This window comes from Solibacillus sp. FSL W7-1472, from assembly GCF_037969775.1.
Lineage (GTDB): Bacteria > Bacillota > Bacilli > Bacillales_A > Planococcaceae > Solibacillus > Solibacillus silvestris.
Genome location: NZ_CP150208.1, coordinates 3,133,060 through 3,151,957, shown reverse-complemented (window position 1 = coordinate 3,151,957; position 18,898 = coordinate 3,133,060). Strand labels below are relative to the sequence as shown.

Below are 18,898 nucleotides of genomic sequence, written 5' to 3'. Positions count from 1 at the left end.
TATGATCTTTAATTTAAATAAAAATTTGTATAGCTATTCTTTTATCGTTATAAATCTGCATACTTTCTAACACTCCCCGAGAAAAAATGTTATTCCACAATATGGCCCTATTATGGAAAAAGCACTTTCCTTATTAAAGGAAAGCATAGACACTAGCGTTCCTAACATTTTTTTGGAAATTCTAGCCCCCATGCAAGCAACCGCTGTTTAACTTTGCTTATTCACGGGAACTAAAAGCACAAGAGTATTGGGGGAATTACAATGAAAAAAGTTCCGAAGAAATGGAACAGCTGGAGTCACAGAAAAAAAGTGATAAGCGTTCTTATACTTCTTTTGATTTTGCTATATATAGTAGTAATGTTATGGCATACATATAAACCGTTGCCGGAAGGTATTTCCTATGAAGGAGACTTGCATAGAACAGACAATATTGAAATGCTGACGGATTTAACTTATGCGCAAGACCAGGAAGGGACCAATCGGAAACATGAGAATCAGATATTTGATGAAGTTTATACATTGATTGATGAAGCCGAACAGTTTGTGGTGGTGGATTTCTTTTTGATGGACGGGTATTTCGATGAAAAAGAAGATTTCCCGCCAATTGCGGATACCCTCTCTGACAAGCTTGCCGAGAAAAAGAAAAACAATCCCGATATGCCGGTTGTTTTCATTACCGATCCGTTGAATAAGGGCTATGGCTCCTATGAAACGAAGTGGTTCAAGAAGATGCGTGAAGCCGGGGTAGAAATTATTTACACCGACTTAGAACCGTTGCGGGATTCCACGCCAATTTATTCAGGCTTATACCGATTATTTTTTCAATGGTTCGACCACGATGGTAAGGGATGGATTGCCAACGCCATGTCAAGCAAAGCTCCAAAAATGACCGCATCATCCTATTTGGAACTGCTCAACGTGAAAGCCAACCACCGTAAAGCGGCCGTTTCGGAAAAGGAAGCGATTATCACATCTTCAAACCCGCATGATGCAAGTGGCTTCCACGGAAATCTTGCTTTGAAAGTAACGGGGCCCATCATAAACGATATTCTGAAGGCAGAAGAAGCGGTGTCGTTCATGTCGGATGGTCCAAAATTGCCGAGGGCTGATATTCCCGAGCAAGATGACGGTCAGTATGGTGTACAATATTTGACCGAGAAGAAAATATTGGACGCCTTGCTTGAAGACCTAGAAGCAACAAAAGAAGGAGATAAAATTTGGATTGGCATGTTCTTTATTGCCCAGCGCGACATTGTCAACTCGTTAACAGATGCAGTAAACCGGGGCGTGGAGGTGAATATGATTCTAGACCCAAATGAAAACTCATTCGGCCAGGAAAAGTCAGGTCTGCCGAATCGACCGGTTGTGAACGAACTGCTTGAGGATACAAATGAAAAAATCAACATTCGCTGGTACAACACCGTAGTCGGCCAATACCATACAAAAGTCATCTGGATTCAAACAGCGGAACAAACAATCATTTCAAGCGGTTCTTCCAACTATACAGAACGAACATTGGAGAATTACAACCTGGAAAATAACGTACGTATCCTCTCTCCAAATGATAGCGCGCTCGTCTTGGATATGGAACGATATTTTGAACGGCTTTGGAACAATGAAGATGCCCTCTACACGCTTGATGTGGAAGAATTTCAGGATAACCTCTCCTGGTGGCAGCGCTGGATTTACACGGCTCAGAAAGTAGCCAAAGTAACCACTTATTAATCGAAAAAGGAGATGCCTCAATTTGAATGTGGCATTTCCTTTTTATTTTGGCTTTCTTACATTTCCAATGGATACTTTCTGAATGAATTGATTTACTTAAAGATAATCTACAGTGTAAAAAATTAGTATCAACCCAACTATGGACATTATCCATGATAAAGCTGAATTTGAACTACTTGATATTTTTTGCTGGAGATTAACTAATGCGGAATTTCCCCACCTTCCGAACAACTTATAACATAATAAGATAAGAATAGCAGGCAGAATCATAATGATATTATATGCAGCTATAATTGGCAGCCAATAATAATAAGGTAAGTTATTTGTCGTCAGCAAACCAATTGCGGCGAAGTATGGTAAAGCAGTCCCTGACTCAATTAGAAAAGTAATAATACCAATAAATACAATTGACAATAAACTCTGAGTTTTAGGTTTTAGCATAGTGCCTTTTTTATTTTTATTAGTAGGTACAAAAAAGCTAGCCACAAATAAGATTATTCCTATTATAAGGAGCAACCAGCTAATTATTTTGTTTTGGAAAAGGTCTGAAAACATCTCCAAAATATAATTTAAGGATAACATCATTATTATTCCCAATGAGAAGTACAATATCGCTACAGTCAATAAATATGAAAATAATCTTGATGTTAACCTTTGATTATCTGTTAGAATAAGATACAGCGTAACACCAATGATAGTAGGGCTTAAAGTATCTAATAGAGCAAAACCACCTATATAAATGAATATATCTACTCCCATCTCGTCCTCCTCATTGAAATAATATGTTACTCCATATTGATATAATATTCATAAGCTTTTTCCAAAAAGTTAAGCACTTCTTGATCAATAGGATAAAGGTTGTATTCCTCTGATTTTTCTGGTGACATTCTAATAGCCCAAAGTTTATCTAAAAATGCATCCTCTTCATTGAAATCTTCATCTTTTTTTTCATTCATTCTTTTAATAATATTTTGTACACGTGAATTGCGATAACCAAGGTGCATATACTTTTTTAATTGACCTATTAGAGCAATCCATTCCAAAGAATCAGGGTCACTGCTTGCCATATTAGGAAGCCTTTTCAGCACTTCTGTGTTTTCTATATTAAATTCATCTTGGTTATCCGTTAAAACACGCTTAGAATCCCTCGTATATAAACTCATGATTTTTTTTATCCTAAATTCTTCTCCATCAACTGCTATACCATTTATTAGTTCTCTTAAACTAAGTTCTATCTCTGAGAGACGCTCCTTTTCACTCATTACATAAGAAAGTTGTTTCATCAGACTCTTAGACCAATCCCATTCTTCGGACTCTAGCATATTTTTAATCTCACTTAATTGAAATCCTATGTTTTTTAAAAATTGTATTTGTTGTAATTTCTTTAATTCAGTATGTGAGTATAACCTATGGCCTCCTTGTGTTTTTGACGAAGGTTTTAACAGATTTAATTTGTCATAATATCTTAAAGTTCTAACCGTTACACCGCTGATCTTCTTAAATTCGTTAATATGAAACAATTTAAACGCACTTCCTTACTCTCGCTTCGTATTATTAATGAATACAGTTTTAAATAAGTAGCCTATCCCTAAACCAATTAGAACTCCGGGAAAAGCATTATCAAAAAGTAAACCTACTCCTGCCCCAATAATAACGCAAGCATAGATAATAACATCCTCTTTTTTCAAAAGAAAAGTCCTCCTTCAAATTTATTGACAGTAAACGTTCTACTAACAGTATAAAAGATGACGCAGGGTCACTTTCAACCAATTTTTATTTTTCACTACATAAAGTTTGTAAGTGACCATACGTCATTTTATATAATTCTAGTCAGGAGGTTGTAATATGTTAAAATCAATAAGCTTAAAATTGTTATTCGTATTATTTATACTTACAGGCTGTTCAACAGGGGAGGAGGATATAGTTGTTAGTAAAGAATCTCTAAACGATGTTGAGGAAATAATAATAAATTTTGCGAGTACCGATGTTAATTTCTTTCCAAGCGAATCGGATGAACTCGAAACATTTCTAACTGTTTACGATAATGGACCGGGCGTCATATTAGATAAGTCATCCAAACGATTATCAATTGATTTAGACAATGATATTACACGATTATTTAATCTTAGAAAAAAGCCGACTTTAGAAGTTAGGATCCCTTCCGAATTCAATGGAAAAGTAATTTTGGATGGCTCTTCTGGAAATATATATGGGGAGGATCTTGCTCAAAATGAAATTGATATACGAGCAAGCAGTGGTAATATTAAACTTCATTTTTTAAAAATTAGTAATGATGTAGAATTAGCTACTACAAGCGGTAATATATCCGTAATTATTGATGAAAAACAACCCAACTTATATTTAGATATCCGTACAAATAGTGGAAGGCAATCAATAAATCTAACGCTAAATAAAACTTCACAAACTAAGAAGGGATTACAAGGTTCATCAGGAAACGGTAATAATAGGATGGGAATTGAAACGAAATCAGGAAATATAAATTTAAATTAATTAAATCGATTTCATAAATTATCATTTCGAAATGTGTAGACAGTTCCCGTCCAATTAAGCTAGTATTTAAAGCAATTTCTTGTAGGGAAGCGGAACACTAAAGCTTAAACCTAAAAAGTAAATTAAAATGTTATAAAATCTAAATCTTGGAGGTATTTAAATGAGTTCTTGTTCATTTATCGCAACAAATTTTGAAATGCCTGAAATAGAATCCAAAGCAAAGTATATGACGGTCAAAGAAGCGATTGAATTGAAAATAAAACCGCATGAATTGGTGCCTTGGGAGAAGATGGACCCGAATAGCCAAGTATTATTTGTTGAAAATGAAGAAGATTTAAATGAGTTGGTTATTAACGAAGGCAGTTACTATGATGTAAGTGAATATACGGGCTATTCATTCATTTATGAAGTGAGTTTTAACTATTCAGAATTAAGAGTAAAGCAATTATTGGATTACTTAAAAGATAATATTAGAGAAGGACAGGTCATCGAACTATGGCGAGTATGGATTGGTCATGAAGACAATGCACTTAATATACCGTATAGTAGGCTAAATTATAGCGAATTATCTCTCGATCATCTGTTACAAATGTACAATTGGAACCATGAAAACTATAAAGAGCAATATTGTATAGTAATCGAAAAGTAAAAAAATATTTATTCTAAGTCTATACAATCCTATCCAAACAACCGTTCACAAATAAAAGTTAGGGTACCAACACCTCCCATTTTTAATTAAGTGGGGGGTTTTTTGTTTTTATGCTACTTATGAATAGGAAGGAAGTCAGCAAACGAAAATTTGGTAACTTGTTATTTAAAAGAATGTAAAGTATGCTTTACTTAAAGTAAAACAAACTTTACATAAAAAGGATGATTTACATCAAAAATAATATTAAGGTTTTACGAGCTCAATACAGTATGACGCAGGATCAGTTGGCAGAAAAGCTTTCCGTTTCAAGACAAACCATTATTTCACTTGAAAAGGAAAAATATAATCCATCTATTATTTTAGCTTTTAAACTGGCTGAAATTTTCAACTGCAGGATTGAAGATGTATTTATTTATGAGGGGGATGTTGAGTGAAAAAAGCACGAGAAAATCAACTAATATACCTATTTTTAGCTATCATAATGATTCCATTAAGTATTTATATTAATTACCCGTATATTGCAAATGGTGAATTTCCAGAAGGAATTATGGCTTTTTTCTTGGGAACAAGTGCATTAATGATGGCTTATTTATCGCCACATTTATATCCGAAAGACGAGCGTACTAAAGAAATTATAGGCAAGAGTATGACAGCAAATTATTTTACGTTATTTGCGACAATTACAATTTTATTTCTAATAGTTGGAGCACTAGAACCTAACACTTTAAGTGCCACACATGTTTTAACTATTTTATTTTGTATAATGACTACATCCATCCCACTAACAATGGTTATTTATTCGAAACTCATTTAATGTTTAATCTATATAAAAGAATACAATTGGGATTGGGGTTTGTAATCAGAAGTAAGTTACACAATAAAAGGTTTGAGTATAAACAAGTAAAAGCCGGGGAAATTCCCTGGCTTTTTTTATTATCAAAGTAAAAAGATTTATTAGCAGCAGCAATCGCATTTACTTGAATAATTTTAGTTGTTTTTATACACCCATTGCTTTAATGAGGGTTGAAGTTTGTGAAGCAAAATACCCACCATTTTTCCAATACCATAGGCAGCAATGAACGTACCTATACCAATTGCGCCAAAGGATTGAATAAATAGTAAACAAATCACAAGTGAAAGAACGACGTTTAGCATGTCACTAGTAATTTTTGCTTTACTAAATGGTGTCTTCCATGTGTTCGCAATGACATATGTAAGTGAATCATATGGCATCGTCGGTAAATTTGCTGTGAAATATAACAGTAAAGCTAAGGCAACAAGTATTAAGCTTATTGCTAAATACACAATAATAAGAACAATTGAAGTTGCTTCAGGTAAGCCTTTTGTTAACCAAATCGTGAAATCCATAAAAAAACCGAATAAAAAGGAAATAATTAATTGTATGAAAAAGTTCTTCCACCGTATTTCTTTTAAAATGATTGCTTGTAAAATTATAAAAACAAAATTAGCTAATACGGTTGTAATACCAACTGACAAAGGTGTAGTTAAAGCAAGTGCATAAGGTAAAGAGGTTACAGGAGAAACACCGATACCTGCCAAAATTGAAAAGGTAGCACCAAGTGAAAGTAGAAATAAACCAATTATGTAAATGCTAATTCTTTTTGAAATTATGATTGTATGATTCATATTTCCCCTCCTACAAATAGTATACTCTTTGAAATTTTAAATGAAAAATATATAATTAATAATAAAGATATATATTATATATATGAGGTGGTTAAGTGGATTTACGTCAATTACGCTATTTTAAAGAAATAGTTGATCAGGGAAGCATTTCAAAGGCTGCCGAAGTATTACATATGGCACAGCCACCATTAAGTATGTTATTAAAACAAATTGAAGAACGTTACGGTACATCATTAATTAAGCGATATCGTCAAAAATGGGAGATTACTGAAGCTGGACAAATGCTATATAATCATGCAACTCATATGCTTCAGCAAATGGAAATGTTTGACGTAAAAATGGATTATATGATGCAAGGTGAAGTGGGGCAATTACGTGTTGGGGTTTCTTCAAGCTGTATACATTTAGTAGGGGATGTCATACGGCAATTTTCTCAAAGCTACCCTAAAGTAGAATTACAAATTTTCAAAGGGGATTCCGAAAAATTAGAACAAATGTTATTTAATAATGAAATAGATATAGCTGTTATTTTAGCACCGGAAAATAGTGAACAGTACGAAGAATTTCCCTTAACACCTAGTCCTTTTGCATTGGCTGTACCAAAGAATTGGTCGAATGAGATTGATCTAGATGTGGTATCAATCCAAAACTTAATGAAGTTCCCGTTTATTTCGTTAGAAGCGATGGAAGGGTATTCGATGTTAGAAAATATTATATATTATCTTAAAGAAAAGAACATTTCCTTAAATATTGTTGCTAAGTGTAAAGATATTACCATTGCCCAGTATTTAGTTGCTAAAGAAGTAGGAATCAGTATATTACCTAAAATTCAGCTAGGGTATGTGGATGGAATTCATTTTGTTGATTTACCTGAATTAGAAATTGCGATTCAGCCGAAATTATTTTACAAGCAAGAAGCCACATTCTCTCCTATTTGCAGGAACTTTATTGCTTTATTTAAATCGAATACATGAGATTAATTACCGTCTTAAAGTAGTTCAGTTATTGTTAATATTGTTCATTTATATTGAAATAAAAGAAAGAGGTTGGGACAGAAGTAGAAATTTCATAAACTAAGGAGAAAAACCTTATTAAGAAACGGATATTTTATGAAATTGATTGGAATGGAGGGCGACTCCTGCGGGAATAGCGTGACGCCTGAGACTAGGAACAAAAGCTAAGAGCGCCACGTCCTGTGGCAACGCTTTTGTGACCAACATCCTGTTGGCCTCACGCCCGCGGAAAGCGTCCCGGAATGGAAATCAATTTTTACGCTCAGCAAAAAAATGCCATTTTCTCTAAGAGAAAAATGGCATTTTTGGGTTATGTCCCACCCTCTTTTTTATTATGTTCTTATTTTGAGTTGTTTAACAATATACAATTTAATAAATGATAATGGCTGCAACAATTACCGATATTAGAGCAAATATATTTGCAAATGTCATAGTAATGAATTGGTACTTGAAACTGTTTTTATGTGTTAATCCTGAAAGTGCTAATAGTGATAAAACTACACCAGTGTGCGGCATAATCGTTAATGCAGAAGATGCAATTGCTCTAACACGGTGCATTGCTTCCGGACTCACACCCATAGCTAAATAAGTTTCCGCAAATACTTCCATTACAATACCTAATGCTCCGGATGATGATCCTGTTATTCCTGATAGTGCACCGGCTGCAACCGATAAGCTAACAAGCGGGTCACCAGGTATACCTAATATTAAATCGGAAATAAATTTGAAGCCTGGCGCTGTAGTTACAACAATCCCAAATGCTACTGCTGAAGAAGTAAGGAAAATTGGATTAATTGAACTTTGCCCCCCCGCATTCAATACTGCCTTTTGAGAAGGAATATACTTGTGGTAACAAATAGCACATGAAATTACTGCTACTCCTAAGCCGATTAAAATTGTGTTTGGAATTTCCAATGCACTCCCTGTTAAATTCACTACCATAAGGAGCAAAATTGGGATAATACTCATAATAAATGAAGGTGTCTTCTCTTTTAGCTCATGTTTGGATTGATCATCAGCGTGAAATTGGGCATATGTTTCCCCATTTGCAAGACTCTTATTTAATGTATAGTTCATATACCATAATCCGAACGTTACGGCTACTACTGAACCGATAATCCCTAAAAGAGGTGCTGCAGTCAAAGTTGTCCCTAAATATGGGATGGGTACAACATTTTGAATCGAAGGCGTTCCCGGTAACATTGTCATTGTGAAAGTACCAATTCCAATGTAAACAGGGATGACAATTAAGTTCCATGCGATATTTAATTGTTTAAATAAAGGTCTTGCTAGTGGGATAATCACGAATAACACTACGAATAAACTTATTCCACCGAATGTGAGAATCGAACTAATTAAGAAAATTGCAACTAATACAGAAAACGGCTTTTCTGTTCCTGTAATCGATAATACTTTTTGTGCAATGGATTGAGCAGCTCCACTCTGTTCCATATACTTGGCCAAAATAGAACCAAGTAAAAACACTGCAAAAAAATTCACAACAAATCCGGTAAGACCTGTCATATATGAATTCTCTTTACCAATTAGAGAAGAGAAGAAGTCCATTTGGTTCGTTAAAATTACGATAATCGATGCTAGCGGGGCAATATAAATAATGTTATATCCTTTCATTGCCATCAATATGATAAAGATAATCGCTACGACTATGCCTAAAGGTCATCATACTAATTAAATAATTCCTAAGAGATTATGTCATAATTAGGACTCTTTTACTCATACTAATTCCATTATTCGCTCTATAACTAATTGGTTATCGTCATCGTATCTGCTCACGGTCGTATTCCGGATGCTTACAAATCAGCTTACTGTGCTGCTAAAGCAGGACAAACTGGTTTCTCTAAAGTAGTCGCATTAGAAATCTCATTTTAGAATTTTCAAGTGAAATGTTTTCTAATAAAAGGAGTAAATATTATGGATATGATCGGAAGAAGCATTAGGCCATCACATCTTGGGTAAACAATGGATTAAGCGTTTACTTGAACCATCTGAAATCGGAAAAACTGCTGTATTCCTAGCTTCTGAAGGTGCTGGAGCCATTACAGGTGAATCAATTCCTGTCACTGGTGGTATGTAATTCCTTTTAGTTGATCATTTAAATATCATATAGGTATTAAAAAACAGACGATGTAGAAAATTCTATATCGTCTGTTTTGATTTATTTAGCATTTTTGAGAGATTTTTATCTTTTAACCACGACTTCCTGTAGAGTAAAAAGAACGCACAAGTCGGGTGCGTATGGATGAGCGCACGATTGTAAAACAGTTATTTACTCTATATAGTCAATTAACTTTGCTGGAACTTGCTCAAAAATATAAACTTCAGGGTTATTATAAGGCTTATGATTTAAATAATCTTCAAGAGTTTTCATACTTGCCCAATAATTTTTCATTAAATCTTCCTTTGAAGGCAATCCCTCAATAATACGTCCTTTGCCACCATCATACATGTCTTCAATATAAGCAAATAAATTACTTGTTATATCTCGGTTAAAAACTAAAATTTTATCACTAAACACTGGAAATCGATAATGAGGAGCTTCGTCGACTTCCAAGTCTACTATGAAAGCAACTTTAAAATCAATCCAATTTGGTAAATTTGCTGGTCTGAACCGCTCAGTTAAATCTGGAAATAGATTAGCACCCTTGGAATACCATTTGGTTGACGTCTTGTAATTTAATCCTTCCTTTAATACGATTTGGGGACTTATATTTTCGTAGATATCTTTGTGAATAATCATATGATATAAAAACAAACGAGTTCCTCCTTTTCTTAAATAAAGGTGCCTAAAAATCTTTAATTAGGCTACGATCTACTTTCATACGTTCAAATGAATAGAATTTAAAATTCTGATTACAAATATGGTCCTCTAATTGCAAACTTATGAATGTTTTTAGGTTTAACTTGTATATATACATTTTAATTTAATTGTATATATTTGGAAGTATACAGTTAATTAAATCATCTGTATACCATCTAATTGGGAACTTGTTAGATGTTTAACAATGTTTTATCACGTATACATATAAACCCAATACCGTTCCTGAATGAAAGTTTGGCGGTACATTAAAAAGGCATGGAAGTTGTTAAAACAGCTTCCATGCCTTTTCTTATGAGTATTAGTTATACAGCTTTTAAGTACCCTCCAATAAGGATTTTACCTTTTCTCCTGTTCAATAAATTGAACATTATTTTGTTTAGCTACCCTATAAATTTCACTTTTATCTTCTTGTAGGAACTGATCATTTAAAGGAATTCGAATTGAATTTCCATCAACTGAAGTAAAAATGTATTCTTCATGCATACCTATATCTTCAACATAGTATTCAAAAACTACTTCTTCAATTTAAGACCATTGAAACGTTTTTTTCATCGAATAATTTATTTGAGACCACATGTTCTTTTCCTATATATGTATAACTTAAGATCGATATATAGAAAACAAAGAGTCCACCTGCAATAAAAATGGTGAATAGGCTATAAGTTAATTTGTTCTGTTTAATTAGCGGGATAATAAATCCGATAAATAATATAAAACATGCAGCCATTACTAATCTAAAGTTCATTCCATCTGGATAAAGTATGATTGCCAATCTATCAAATATAAATGTTTGAACATAGAACACAGGAAATATTGCCCCCAAAACAGGGATACTAATAAGAGTTAATATGGCGAACACTAATAAGATTAGACGAGGCGAGTAGTGAGTTCGCATTTAAATCCCCCTTTTAAAAATTTTATGATACTAACTATTTATACGGATATAGACAGTAAAAGTTTCAATTTTCTGAATTCATTGAGATAATTCCCTTTTTCTAACAAAATTCAAGAAAAGTGTTGCTCCAAAATATGGTTCTATAATTTAATAATGCACTGTTCTTATTCAAGAAAAGCGCCCCATTATGGCATAAAAATTTACAGCGTTAAGCTCAAAGATGTCTCCAAATACCATTTTGCGAATGGAATTGGACTATAATTGGGTTGGATAGAAATTACCAAATTGATTTTACTTTATTCAACATTCGAAAATTGATAATTAAAGTAAAAAATTGAGGGGGAGTTTTGTGAAATTATTTTTAGCAATTTTATTCGCTGGATTTTTAGGTATATTAGCTTTTCTAGGTCCATTAGGAATTTATATCTTATGTGCAATTATTATCGGTGTTATTTTTAGGTCATTTATTTTAATTAATGAAATTCATAAACAAGTAGTTCCAGCCAATAACAATGACAAAGTAAAACAAGCGGTCGAGAGGTATATAAAAGAAAGAGATCAATTGGATTAGAATTAATATTCCTAAACACTGCATTAGTAACTTTATTTAAGCAAGTTCAGTTATACTTTTCTAAACAGAGGTGGTTAAGTTGAAAAAATGGAAGTTTGTGATTATAGGGGTTATCGGAATTAGCATAATTGTATTTATGTACAAGCAACATCAAACAATTCTTGAATATCGACAGATTCCTTACTATTCTTTAGAATTATTGGCTTCTCCAATTGGAAAAGTAATCGAACTTCATGAGAACGATGATAATTATGAAGATGACGAACGAAAGGAAATGCTCGAGGATTTAAATGTTATGTTTTCTACGATTTCTAATCGAGCAGGTGTTGGACTCACAACGGAACAAAAGATATATGATAAGTATTACGATGAATACAATGATGCAAGAGCAGATTTTGCTGTTATTTTAGAAAAATATATGGCAGCAGAAACACCTGAACAGCATGAACAAGCATATAAAGCGCTAAAAGAAGTGTATGATGAATATCAACTATTTCTAGAGCAAGCAGAAGAGGATTTAATGCTACCTGACCCTACACTTCAGTAAATAAGGTTGGCATCAGATATATAGATACATGTTTAATTTAATTTATGGTAAAATAATACAAATTAATAATGAGGTATAACGTTTAAAGAAGGGGGAGGAGTAGATTAAAAAGAAAAAGGAAAAATTAAAAATATGGTCAATAATTTTAGTGATATTACTACTAATTACTGGATTAATTTTATTTTTTTTAGGACATTATAGTATAGCTTTTATATTACTTGGGATTTTTGCATTAATTATAACTGCTATTAGTAATTGGTTACAAACGGAAAATGAAGTTTACGCTCATGAAAAAAACTATAAGAATCATAATAAGTAAAGCTGATAAAAAGTTTATAATCAGCAATGAATTATAATTATACAAAATAAAATTAAATAACGTTTCCCAACAAAAGTATAGGGACACATTAAAAAGGCACGAACGTAGTTAAAACAACGTTCGTGCCTTTTTTATGAACATTAGGTTAGGTTATGCAATATTTTATACAGATAATGCAAACCCTGGATGGAACGGTGTATATACTTGCTGGGCTTGTCTTTAATTTGGATAAAAACTTGTATAGTATATTTCTTATCATTTTAAATCTGCATCTTTTCTGACACACCGCATGGAAAATGTTATTCAATCATATGGCCCTTTAACTGATGAAGGCGCCATTCCTTTTTCAAGAATTGTGCCCAATTGTTGAAGTAAAAAGAAAAACTTATTCTGTTGTTTTTTTCAAATCATCAGCAAATTTAGAGGATAGATAATTTAATACTTCCTTAATTTCACGATTTTTCTCTATTATTTCTTTGTTTTTAGCTATCGTTTCCTTTATTTTTAGATGGATTTCATTATCGTAAAGTTCAGGATGGTTATTTAGTCTTGTATCTAAGTGAGGTACTGATGTCTTACTCTTATCCATATCAAATTAATCCTCCTTTATCCTCTATTATACTGAGGGATATAAATCTTTTCTTTCCCTAAGAAGACTGTTAATTTTAGATTTGAAGTAAATAGGGTATTTGACTAATTAAAATAACAGTAGTTCGCGTACTAGCAGTTAGAGTTTCTCTGCCCTCGGACCATCGAAACACTCCACTTGGTAATTCCTTGCCCTACGTTAAATCCTTGAGACATTTCTAAAGAAATGACTACATGCAATTGTTAGATCATAATTTACTTTGCAAATCCTCTGAAAGCTTAAAGATCATAATGCGTTCTCCAGTTATTGTACTCAAATCACTATAAAAACTCACCACTTCTATACCTGTTATGGTTAGTATTGCTTCTTTTATTCCTTCTACACCCGATTCCACCAAGCTATTTCGCATTTTTTTGACAGATAATAGGCCCTCTTTATCTTGGCATACTGCATATTCAGCAGGTGTTAAGACACCACCTAACACAACAACTACCATATCTCGCAAGATATCTGACTTAACCGATACTGAACCGCGCCCAAGGTAACTTTTCTCCCAATGAGTTAACACTTTACTGATTTCGGCTTCAAGAGCACCTTTTGTTTTATCCATAATGACTTCTATCCCTTCCATTCCACAATTAATCGTTATACATTTATTTTATAGTCTTTGTTACCTCTAGTTTAACTATAAGCCAAAAGCATATTTCCTCCTAAATGGCACATATAAGTTTAGTTTCCTATATCATTTCTAACAAGTCTATAGCTTTCATTACTAAGAAAATAAAAAAACCGACAATCAAAAAATAATGGTCTCAAATATCAAACCATTTACTTTTAAAATTGTCGGTTTACTTTTAACTAACCTTATCTAGGTTCTTTAAAATGTCTACCTATTATTTATAATTGATGTTCTTTTTTCCCTTGTAGATTAATAATCAATGTCCAAAATATTGACTATCAAACTAAGGTAATGAACGGATAAAACTCTATTTATAATATATAATATATAGTTAACTCTCTGTCAAGGTTAAGATAATTAAATTTATATTCATAAACAAGAATAAGCCCTCAAGTGAAGGCCATTTATTTTATATAATTAAGATATAAAGAAAGTTAGAAGATAATATCTTAAAAGAGACCAAAATTCTACTTTTAAGGGGTCACTACCGAATTGCGCCCGAGTATTGACTAACGACTGACATTAGTTTTATGCGTTCCGGTAACGTTTTAGGGAGAATTAACATTTTTATTGAAATTGTATATTAATAAGTTGCAATAAAAAAAGGGGAAAAACTTTGAAAAAATTATTAGGTTTAATATTACTATTAATTGGCGCTAAAATAATGAGTATCTATGTTTACGAATTTCATCTTTTATGGCAAATTACAGTGAAATTTATCGGAGTATTTTTATTTATTCAAGGTGGTCTAATTCTTTTCAATAAAACAAAGTAAATTTTGATTCGTACCTATGAGTCAGCTTTAAAACATAAGATGCAAAAACCATTCCCAAATGCCGCTTTTGGTGCGTTTTTATATTATAATATTTTTTAGTATTAAATTAATGATTTTAGAAGGTGTTAAATTGAAATGATAGAACTACTAGGTGCATTTTTACTAACAATTTTAGGCTTTACTGTATGCATTGTGGGCATTTTATATATGAGAAAGAATCAAAAAAAAGAACCCTTATCGTTTTTAAAATATTATGTAATCCAAATTGTACTCATATTAATTAGCCTTTTATCTCTTGCTGTGTTTTGGGATGCACTAACAGTAATGCCTAAAATTTTAAAAGGAGAACACGAAATAGTAAAAGGTGCTTGTACAGTTGACTATTGGGAAAGTACAAAAGATTCTTATTTAGATATTCTATTTTCAGAAGATGTATTTTTTAGTGTTCCTCCAAAGAATTGGGATAAAGGCTCATTAAAAACTGCGTATTGTGAAGTTACCTATTATGAAGGTTCTGAATTTGGTATACATTACAAAATATACGATAAACAAGATGGTTCATTATTGCAGCAAAAATAGTGACTTAAGTAAATATCTAATGGCTTATGAGTGAATTTGCATAAAAATTTGTATAATATATTTCATATCGTTGTAAATCTGCCTCTTTTCTGACGCTGCCCCATGGAAAATGTTATTCAACAATCTGGCCCTATAACGGAAAAACGCGATCTTCTCATTGAAGAATCACACCAGTTTGTTGAAGTTTGGTTTTCTGTGTCCCAAAACTTTTATTTTGGAATGTAATGAAACATTTCTAAATAATAGAGCAGCGACAAGACTATTGTGAGAGATAATCTGATTTATTCTACTACAATAGCTGATATAATAGGGACTCCCATGGAACCTAGTCCCTTATATGTACCGTAAACTGTTATCTCAGCACCATATTTTGTGTCAGCTAATGCGTAATCATCAATTCCATACATACCTGGATTTTCACCTTCTGTTGTAAGTACAAATTCAAATTCGAGACTTTCTTCTGTAACTATTCTAGATACAATACCTTTAGAGAAAACCTTAGTACCTACTTCGACTTTATTTTCGTTAACATCAACAATATCTAATTCGATTGCTTCATTTTTTAATTCTGCCTGTGGTGATTCAACTTCAATTAGTTCTGTGGCTGGTTTTGCTTCTTCGCAAGCTGTAAGTAGTATTACTGATAATGCCCCTAAATATAATAACTTTTTCATATGTAAACCCTGCCTTTCTAATTCTATTTTAGGGTAATATTTTCTAGTTGTATACAAATGAACCGTTTTTTGTAACTGACTTTCTATACACTACTGCACTTGCGCCTTCTAAACAAATCAATGCGATATTTTCACTCCTATTTAAATGGCCTTATAATTGAATAAAGACTTTTCTTATTTAAGAAATTCGCCCTTTAGCTGAAAAAAGCACAAACCAGCTTCTATAAGCTGGTTTAGTTGAAGAGGGTTTTACCCCTGACGTAATATTTTCTGGAACATTTTTGGTTGATGTTTTTCAAAACCTTTTATTAGCCCTTCTCCAAAAATAGTTATGGTTTTTTCCCAAGGGTGTCCTAAATATCCCCATTCAAAATCCTTATGAATAAAGAAATAATAATCTCCATTTGGGAAGACTGGTACCTTCAATTCATCGAACTCATCTTTTTCAAATTCCAAACCTGGATTTATCCAATAACATTCATGCTGCCAATCCAAAGCATAAAGATAATCATCTCGTGATGTATTTTCTTTAAATACAAGTAGTGCTTTTTCTTCCAAGTCATCATAAGCTCCTAATTCATTAGAATGTTCAAAATAAATGGAAATATCGTAGGTGATGAAAGGAGTAGGTACTTCAAAAGAAGGGAAATTGGAGGTACTTGGTTTAAAGTTCAAAACTTCACACATTTTATTCCACACTTTTTCATACTCTGCTTCGGATAATTCAAGCCAATTTTCCAAATAAATACTCTCCTTAACATTCCTTTTTGTATGTCCATTATAACATTTCTTGTTAACCTTACTTGCTTACTATGTTATTCAACAATATGGCACTATAACGAAAAAACGCAATTTTCTTATTGAAGAATCGTGCCAATTTGACCCTATCAAAATAAATTTAAAAAATGTTGAAACTATTTCTCTTTTTTTCCGTCCGTACAGGGCATTACAAAATAAAGGGGATTTAACGATGAAGAAAATAGTTATGTTCATTAGTGTGCTTACACTGGCATGTAGCATGACTTTAGGTGTTGCAGCAAACACAAAGCACTGATGCAGGAAGTAAGTATTTGTCGATTGGAACGAATGCAACATATGAATACAAGAATCAAGAGGAATAGGTTATGAATACGATAAGAAAAGCAAATGTCGAGGACGCAGCGACACTGACAGATATAGCTTTTAAAGCAAAAGGCTATTGGGGTTATTCAGATGATTTTATGAATGCATGGAAAGATGCTTTAATAATTACAGTAGAAGATATTCAGTCAAAAGTTATTTATCTGCTTGAAGAAGATAAGGCTATTAAAGGGTTCTATTGTTTGTGCATAGAAACGCAAGAATTAGAAAGCTTATTTGTAGCCCCTACATACATTGGACAAGGCTTAGGGAAAGTTTTATGGGGAAATATTTTACTGAAGGCAACAGAAAATGGATTAAGTAGCTTCCATTTTAATAGTGATCCAAACGCGTATGAATTTTATTTGAAAATGGGTGCAAAAAGAATAATTTATGTTGAATCAACAGTTATTCCAGGGAGAATATATCCTCTTATGGAATATACGCTTACACATCTTCAAACAAAATAATGTTTCCAAATCAAAGTATGGGGACACATTAAAAAGGCACGAACGTTGTTAAAACAACGTTTCGCGCCTATTTGTATGAACAATGGTTATGTAGCATTTTTTACAGTTGACGAAAACCGTTATGGAACGGTAATTTATACTTGCTAGGCTTGTTCTTTAATTTGCATATAAACTTGTATAGTATATTTCTTATCGTTTAAAATCTGCATCTTTTCTGACTCTACCCCATGGAAAATGGTATTCAATAATAGCGCCCGATTGTGGAATAAGAGGTAGTCATATTCATGTGGTATACTACCTTACATAAAAAAGAAGTACCAAATACGATTTTGAGTACGGGAATAGACTGTAATTAACAACATCTTTTGTTTTAATTGTCTAGACTAGAGTATTGCTATAACATTTTTAAATTGAATAATAAATAATCCATTAAAAAGGAGGTTAAGAACATTCTTACAAATAAATATATACGTCCTCTTGTATTTCCAAGTCTTTTGTTTATAAGTATGACTATTTTAAATATTTATCAAGATAACGGGATTCAGTGGGGGGATAATCTTTTTCTCTTTCTTTTCACATTAGTTTTCTACAACTTAATTTTATTTTTGCTTAAACGGTTTAAAGAAACACCCCCTTCAAAATAACTTTTTATTTGTTGAATTATTCGAGTAATACAAATACATACAAAATAAAGCTCCCAAATGACTCATTGGGAATGTTAAACTTCAACTATCGTAAGCAAGGAGGGTGGGTGTATATGGAGAATTTCGAAAGTCTTTTGCCAAGACATAAATTTGATAATGATAGTGTAGCAATGATTAAAAAAATGGATAGAGATAAAATATTGCCTTTATTGCCTAATCTCCTTGAATGGATTCAAGATATGAATTGGCCAGTGGCACCAAGCGTGTTAGAACTACTTTTAACTTTTCCAGAAGAAATTGTTCCATATGTGCAAGATGTTTTATCTTCTGATGATGATAACTGGAAGTGGTTCATTTTACATTATTTAGTTATAGAATTGCCGAGAGAGTCGAGAGTTCAGTTTAGAGAGTATTTAACAAGAGTATCTGAAACACCTACAGGTAATGAACTCGCAGAAGAACTTGATGAAATAGCAAAAAAGATTTTGGAAACAATCTAAAACATCCCTTCTTACTTCACTAACGATGTACTTTAGTACAACAAGAATTTATAACGTATACATATATAAACCTAATAACGTTCCCAAATCAAAGTTTGGGAATACACTAAAATGCGAGAAACGTTGACTTAATAGCGTTTCTCGCTTTTCTTA

General features: G+C 32.6%; 23 protein-coding genes. 13 read left to right on the top strand and 10 right to left on the bottom strand.

The genetic code is table 11. From position 1 onward, the window contains the following. The first annotated feature begins 261 nt into the window (after positions 1 to 261). Positions 262 to 1,725, top strand: a complete 1,464-nt coding sequence (locus MKY07_RS15765; protein ID WP_339263053.1) for a phospholipase D family protein — start codon at positions 262 to 264, stop codon at positions 1,723 to 1,725. 96 nt (positions 1,726 to 1,821) lie between these two features. On the opposite strand, the gene MKY07_RS15760 is transcribed toward MKY07_RS15765, so the two are convergent. The 3 genes from MKY07_RS15760 to MKY07_RS15750 are packed head-to-tail and all read right to left on the bottom strand — an operon-like array spanning position 1,822 to position 3,413. Next, positions 1,822 to 2,484, bottom strand: coding sequence for a GAP family protein (locus MKY07_RS15760; RefSeq protein ID WP_339263050.1), 663 nt, complete (start codon positions 2,482 to 2,484; stop codon positions 1,822 to 1,824). Between the two features lie 26 nt (positions 2,485 to 2,510). Continuing rightward, on the bottom strand, positions 2,511 to 3,245 hold the full coding sequence (locus tag MKY07_RS15755; RefSeq protein WP_339263048.1) for a MerR family transcriptional regulator: 735 nt from the start codon (positions 3,243 to 3,245) through the stop codon (positions 2,511 to 2,513). Positions 3,246 to 3,260: 15 nt separating this feature from the next. Then, complete coding sequence (locus MKY07_RS15750) at positions 3,261 to 3,413, bottom strand: hypothetical protein (RefSeq protein ID WP_339263047.1); 153 nt, start codon at positions 3,411 to 3,413, stop codon at positions 3,261 to 3,263. A 157-nt stretch (positions 3,414 to 3,570) separates the two neighbouring features. Between MKY07_RS15750 and MKY07_RS15745 the strand changes: the two genes are divergently transcribed. From MKY07_RS15745 to MKY07_RS15730, 4 genes are all read left to right on the top strand, one after another. Then, positions 3,571 to 4,236 carry a DUF4097 family beta strand repeat-containing protein gene (locus MKY07_RS15745; RefSeq protein ID WP_339263045.1) on the top strand — a complete coding sequence of 222 codons (666 nt, stop codon included), beginning with the start codon at positions 3,571 to 3,573 and terminating at the stop codon, positions 4,234 to 4,236. A gap of 160 nt (positions 4,237 to 4,396) precedes the next feature. Then, on the top strand, positions 4,397 to 4,885 hold the full coding sequence (locus MKY07_RS15740; protein WP_339263043.1) for a magnesium transporter: 489 nt from the start codon (positions 4,397 to 4,399) through the stop codon (positions 4,883 to 4,885). 221 nt (positions 4,886 to 5,106) lie between these two features. Next, positions 5,107 to 5,319 (top strand): helix-turn-helix transcriptional regulator, encoded by a 213-nt coding sequence (locus MKY07_RS15735; RefSeq protein ID WP_155889476.1) that lies wholly within the window; start codon positions 5,107 to 5,109, stop codon positions 5,317 to 5,319. Then, positions 5,316 to 5,699: a hypothetical protein gene (locus MKY07_RS15730; protein ID WP_008405382.1), complete on the top strand. Its 384-nt coding sequence runs from the start codon at positions 5,316 to 5,318 to the stop codon at positions 5,697 to 5,699. The genes MKY07_RS15735 and MKY07_RS15730 overlap by 4 nt, the downstream gene beginning before the upstream one ends. Positions 5,700 to 5,872: 173 nt before the next feature. On the opposite strand, the gene MKY07_RS15725 is transcribed toward MKY07_RS15730, so the two are convergent. Continuing rightward, positions 5,873 to 6,532, bottom strand: a complete 660-nt coding sequence (locus MKY07_RS15725) for a DUF6198 family protein (RefSeq protein ID WP_339263039.1) — start codon at positions 6,530 to 6,532, stop codon at positions 5,873 to 5,875. A 95-nt stretch (positions 6,533 to 6,627) separates the two neighbouring features. Here MKY07_RS15725 and MKY07_RS15720 point away from each other — a divergent pair, with 95 nt between their 5' ends. Further along, entirely contained in the window at positions 6,628 to 7,506 is an 879-nt protein-coding gene (locus tag MKY07_RS15720) for a LysR family transcriptional regulator (RefSeq protein ID WP_339263036.1), read from the top strand. Positions 7,507 to 7,914: 408 nt separating this feature from the next. On the opposite strand, the gene MKY07_RS15715 is transcribed toward MKY07_RS15720, so the two are convergent. After that, complete coding sequence (locus MKY07_RS15715; RefSeq protein WP_339264661.1) at positions 7,915 to 9,213, bottom strand: GntP family permease; 1,299 nt, start codon at positions 9,211 to 9,213, stop codon at positions 7,915 to 7,917. 301 nt (positions 9,214 to 9,514) lie between these two features. Between MKY07_RS15715 and MKY07_RS15710 the strand changes: the two genes are divergently transcribed. Then, positions 9,515 to 9,640 (top strand): SDR family oxidoreductase, encoded by a 126-nt coding sequence (locus MKY07_RS15710; protein ID WP_339263034.1) that lies wholly within the window; start codon positions 9,515 to 9,517, stop codon positions 9,638 to 9,640. Between the two features lie 192 nt (positions 9,641 to 9,832). On the opposite strand, the gene MKY07_RS15705 is transcribed toward MKY07_RS15710, so the two are convergent. Next, positions 9,833 to 10,318, bottom strand: a complete 486-nt coding sequence (locus tag MKY07_RS15705; RefSeq protein ID WP_339263032.1) for a hypothetical protein — start codon at positions 10,316 to 10,318, stop codon at positions 9,833 to 9,835. Between the two features lie 1,310 nt (positions 10,319 to 11,628). Between MKY07_RS15705 and MKY07_RS15700 the strand changes: the two genes are divergently transcribed. After that, on the top strand, positions 11,629 to 11,850 hold the full coding sequence (locus MKY07_RS15700) for an ATP-dependent Lon protease (RefSeq protein WP_065216817.1): 222 nt from the start codon (positions 11,629 to 11,631) through the stop codon (positions 11,848 to 11,850). Positions 11,851 to 11,929: 79 nt separating this feature from the next. Continuing rightward, on the top strand, positions 11,930 to 12,397 hold the full coding sequence (locus MKY07_RS15695; RefSeq protein WP_339263030.1) for a hypothetical protein: 468 nt from the start codon (positions 11,930 to 11,932) through the stop codon (positions 12,395 to 12,397). A 704-nt stretch (positions 12,398 to 13,101) separates the two neighbouring features. Here MKY07_RS15695 and MKY07_RS15690 read toward each other — a convergent pair. Together MKY07_RS15690 and MKY07_RS15685 are read right to left on the bottom strand one after the other, a co-directional pair. Then, a complete protein-coding gene (locus tag MKY07_RS15690; RefSeq protein ID WP_008405368.1) occupies positions 13,102 to 13,305 on the bottom strand; it encodes a hypothetical protein in 204 nt (67 codons plus the stop codon). 247 nt (positions 13,306 to 13,552) lie between these two features. Continuing rightward, a complete protein-coding gene (locus MKY07_RS15685) occupies positions 13,553 to 13,915 on the bottom strand; it encodes a DUF2294 domain-containing protein (RefSeq protein ID WP_039966741.1) in 363 nt (120 codons plus the stop codon). Between the two features lie 685 nt (positions 13,916 to 14,600). Here MKY07_RS15685 and MKY07_RS15680 point away from each other — a divergent pair. Both MKY07_RS15680 and MKY07_RS15675 read left to right on the top strand, forming a co-directional pair. Further along, positions 14,601 to 14,759, top strand: a complete 159-nt coding sequence (locus MKY07_RS15680) for a hypothetical protein (RefSeq protein ID WP_008405364.1) — start codon at positions 14,601 to 14,603, stop codon at positions 14,757 to 14,759. A 135-nt stretch (positions 14,760 to 14,894) separates the two neighbouring features. Beyond that, a complete protein-coding gene (locus tag MKY07_RS15675) occupies positions 14,895 to 15,338 on the top strand; it encodes a flavoprotein (protein ID WP_339263027.1) in 444 nt (147 codons plus the stop codon). Between the two features lie 281 nt (positions 15,339 to 15,619). Here the strand turns inward: MKY07_RS15675 and MKY07_RS15670 are convergent, their stop codons facing one another. Both MKY07_RS15670 and MKY07_RS15665 read right to left on the bottom strand, forming a co-directional pair. Continuing rightward, positions 15,620 to 16,012: a hypothetical protein gene (locus MKY07_RS15670; RefSeq protein WP_339263025.1), complete on the bottom strand. Its 393-nt coding sequence runs from the start codon at positions 16,010 to 16,012 to the stop codon at positions 15,620 to 15,622. Between the two features lie 249 nt (positions 16,013 to 16,261). After that, positions 16,262 to 16,753, bottom strand: a complete 492-nt coding sequence (locus MKY07_RS15665; protein ID WP_339263023.1) for a DUF2716 domain-containing protein — start codon at positions 16,751 to 16,753, stop codon at positions 16,262 to 16,264. Between the two features lie 383 nt (positions 16,754 to 17,136). Here MKY07_RS15665 and MKY07_RS15660 point away from each other — a divergent pair, with 383 nt between their 5' ends. Together MKY07_RS15660 and MKY07_RS15655 are read left to right on the top strand one after the other, a co-directional pair. Beyond that, complete coding sequence (locus MKY07_RS15660) at positions 17,137 to 17,601, top strand: GNAT family N-acetyltransferase (protein WP_065216824.1); 465 nt, start codon at positions 17,137 to 17,139, stop codon at positions 17,599 to 17,601. A 757-nt stretch (positions 17,602 to 18,358) separates the two neighbouring features. Beyond that, positions 18,359 to 18,745 (top strand): DUF5071 domain-containing protein, encoded by a 387-nt coding sequence (locus MKY07_RS15655; RefSeq protein WP_339263021.1) that lies wholly within the window; start codon positions 18,359 to 18,361, stop codon positions 18,743 to 18,745. The last annotated feature ends 153 nt before the right edge of the window (positions 18,746 to 18,898 follow it).